The organism is Kordia sp. (assembly GCF_045105435.1).
Taxonomy (GTDB): domain Bacteria; phylum Bacteroidota; class Bacteroidia; order Flavobacteriales; family Flavobacteriaceae; genus Kordia.
Genome location: NZ_JBGCDL010000145.1, coordinates 1 through 3,551, shown reverse-complemented (window position 1 = coordinate 3,551; position 3,551 = coordinate 1). Strand labels below are relative to the sequence as shown.

Below are 3,551 nucleotides of genomic sequence, written 5' to 3'. Positions count from 1 at the left end.
AAACGCACAAATACACCAACGCGCTCGCCAATGAGTCAAGTCCGTATTTGCTACAACACGCGCACAATCCTGTGAATTGGGAACCGTGGAATGAGAACGTTCTAGCGAAAGCGAAAAAAGAAAACAAACTCATTTTATTCTCCATCGGTTACGCTTCCTGTCATTGGTGTCACGTCATGGAAAAGGAAACTTTTGAAGATGAAACTGTGGCAACATTTATGAACGAAAATTTCATCAATGTAAAAGTAGATCGTGAGGAACATCCCGATATTGATAAAACCTACATCAAAGCAGTACAATTGATGACAGGAAATTCAGGTTGGCCACTAAACTGCATTACACTTTCAAGCGGTGAACCAGTTTGGGGCGGAACGTATTTTACCAAAGAAAATTGGATAAATTCGTTGGAACAAATCGTAAAAATTCACAAAGAAAATCCTGAAAAAACAGTCGAATTTGCCCAAGCGCAAGCCAAACGAATGCAAACTTTGCAAACATTTGCTTCTGATAAAAATATTGATCTTTCTAAAATTTCTATGGACAGTATCATTGCAACTTGGAAAAAGAAATTTGACACAGACACAGGCGGATTACTAGAAACGAACAAATTTCCGCGACCGAGCAACTATAATTTTCTATTGCGTTATACAACGATGCAGGAAAATGAGGAACTTTCGCGTCATGTAAACAGAACGCTCCGAAGCATTGCTACCCGTGGATTATTTGATCATTTGGAAGGTGGTTTTGCACGGTATACCACAGATGAATTATGGAATATACCACATTTTGAAAAGATGTTATACGACAACGCACAACTGATTTCGTTGTTCTCGTATGCCTATCAAACACAACAAAATGAAACTTATAAAAATGCCGTGTATCAAACCTTAAATTTTGTTGAAAAGAAGTTTCTTCAAAACAACAATTTGTGTTATTCTTCGCTGAATGCAGACAGTTTAAACGAGGAAAATAAAATGGAAGAAGGCGCTTTTTATGTCTGGGAAAAAGAAAAATTGCAAGCACTTCTCAAAGATGATTTTGCACTTTTTTCAGATTACTTCGGAATCAACATAATTCCGCGCACGGAAGATAAAAAGCATGTACTGATAAAAATGTATGATGATACCGCTTTCGCAAAAAGAAACAATTTAACACTTGCTGAAACACAAGAAAAAATCAAGCAGTGGAAAACCATTCTTTTACAAGAACGAAATCGTAGAGAAGCGCCAGAAACGGACACAAAAATCATCACTTCTTGGAACGCACTCATGCTAAAAGCGTATGTGGATGCATACAAAGTTTTCGGTGATGAAAAATTGAAAACACAAGCAATTAAAACAGCGATTTCTATCAAAGAAAATTTAATTTCAGACAATTGGAAAATAGCGCGAAGTCTTGAAAACAAAGAAATTTCGGGTTACTTAGAAGATTACGCGTATGTGATTGATGCGTTTTTAGCGGTGTATCAAATTACCTTTGACGAACAATGGTTGAACCATGCAAAATCATTGACAAAGTATACAATTGATCATTTTTACGATCCTGAAAAAGAACTTTTTACATTTTCGGAAACCACTGCTAAAGGACTTGCGTTTAAAGAATTTGATGTGGAAGATGGTGTGATGCCTTCCGCAAATTCGGTAATGAGTCACAACTTATTTAAACTCGGACATTATTTTGGAAATGACGATTATATCTCGAAAAGTAAAAAAATGTTGCAACGCGTTTTACCAGATGCAATCAAGTATCCGTATGTATATTCGCATTGGCTGGAATTGTATTTGAATCTGTCCAATCCGTATTATGAAGTGGTTATTAATGGTGAGAATGCGATCGCGAAAGCTAAAGAATTACACCAAAATTACTTGCCCAATATTATTCTTTGCGGAAGCACTACAGAAAGTAACTTGCCATTGCTTGAAAATCGTTTTTATGAAGACAAAACCTTTATTTATGTTTGTGTAAATAGAGCCTGTAAATTACCAACTGAAAGTGTAGAAAAAGCAATTTTGTTGATGAAATGATACGATTAACAAGCTAAAACTGATAACGGAGCAAAGCGACAAAAACCAACGAATGAAACCTCCAAAACACATACTTCCTATCATTGTACTATCGCAATTCTTTTGCACGTCTTTATGGTTTGCGGGAAATGGAGTGATGACCGATTTAAAAACATATTTTTTATTGGAAGAAAGTGCTTTAGGTCATATCACTTCCATACTTCAATTCGGATTCATCTCTGGAACGCTCATTTTTGCAATCTTATCCATTGCAGATCGGTATGCACCTTCCAAAGTATTTTTCGGTTGCGCTATACTTGGAGCACTATTTAATGTTGCACTTATATGGAAAGGAAATAGCTATACAAGCATTTTAATCTTTCGTTTTTTTACAGGTTTTTTCCTTGCGGGAATTTACCCAGTTGGAATGAAAATTGCTGCTGATTATTACGAGAAAGGACTTGGAAAATCGCTCGGATTCTTAGTTGGAGCCTTGGTGATTGGAACAGCTTTCCCACACTTATTGAAAGAACTCAAAGGCGATTTACCTTGGGAATTTGTACTCATAACAACGTCTTCTTTAGCAGTATTTGGTGGCGTATTGATGCTTTGTCTTGTTCCAAATGGTCCTTTTCGGAAACCTAGTTTGCAAATTAATCTGTGGGCGATTCCAAAAATCTTCAAAAAACAACAATTTAGGACTGCTGCCTTCGGTTATTTTGGACACATGTGGGAATTATATGTATTTTGGGCATTTGTTCCGATCCTACTAAAAATGTATATAGAAGCGCATCCAACGGTAACATTCAATATTCCGTTACTATCATTTATCATTATCGGAATTGGCGGGATTGCCTGTGTTGCAGGCGGATTTATTGCACAAAAAGTTGGTGTAAAAAAAGTGGCGTTTATAGCTTTAGTTTCATCTTGTGTGTGCTGCCTTATTTCGCCAATTGTATTCTATCTTAATTCGCCCGTAGTATTTATTGGATTTTTATTATTTTGGGGAATGGTTGTCATTGCCGATTCGCCACTGTTTTCAACTTTGGTCGCTAAAAATGCACCTGTAGAGTTAAAAGGCACCGCACTCACCATTGTAAATTGTATTGGTTTTTTTATCACCATTATCAGCATTCTACTCATTGATTCGTTAAGAACGTATACCAACTCACCAACTATTTTATTGCTATTAGCTTTAGGACCTGTTTTTGGTTTGATTGCGTTGATGAAAAAATATAAAAGTTGACTTTGGATAAGATTATTGTAATTTTAAACAATATTAGATTTTCAATAAATAGATTTAATTATATCAGAGACAACAGGAATTCTTATTATATATGCTACCAGCTATAACCAAATACAAATGATAAAAGGACTCTACGAAACACATTTATTTGTTGAAAATCTTGAACGTTCCATAGATTTTTATGCGAATAAGATGGAATTAAAACAATGTCGTTTTGACAAGGAAAGACGCATTGCCTTTTTCTGGATTGGAGAAGACAAAAAAGCAATGTTAGGTTTATGGGAAAAACCTAAAGAAGAAAT

At 35.6% G+C, this 3,551-nt stretch carries 3 protein-coding genes; all 3 read left to right on the top strand.

Annotation, left to right across the window (positions count from 1 at the left end):
- Positions 1-2,024 (top strand): thioredoxin domain-containing protein (locus tag AB8B65_RS07635; protein ID WP_405300293.1); only part of this gene is annotated, 2,024 nt, incomplete at its 5' end.
- A 52-nt stretch (positions 2,025-2,076) separates the two neighbouring features.
- Complete coding sequence (locus AB8B65_RS07630; RefSeq protein WP_405300292.1) at positions 2,077-3,249, top strand: nitrate/nitrite transporter; 1,173 nt, start codon at positions 2,077-2,079, stop codon at positions 3,247-3,249.
- 117 nt (positions 3,250-3,366) lie between these two features.
- Positions 3,367-3,551, top strand: a 185-nt coding sequence (locus AB8B65_RS07625) for a VOC family protein (RefSeq protein ID WP_405300291.1), incomplete at its 3' end; no start/stop codon positions are given.

Bases quoted from the DNA above. Each gene is read 5' to 3' on its own strand.
- AB8B65_RS07630 (WP_405300292.1), top strand. From the start codon at position 2,077: ATGAAACCTCCAAAACACATACTTCCTATCATTGTACTATCGCAATTC.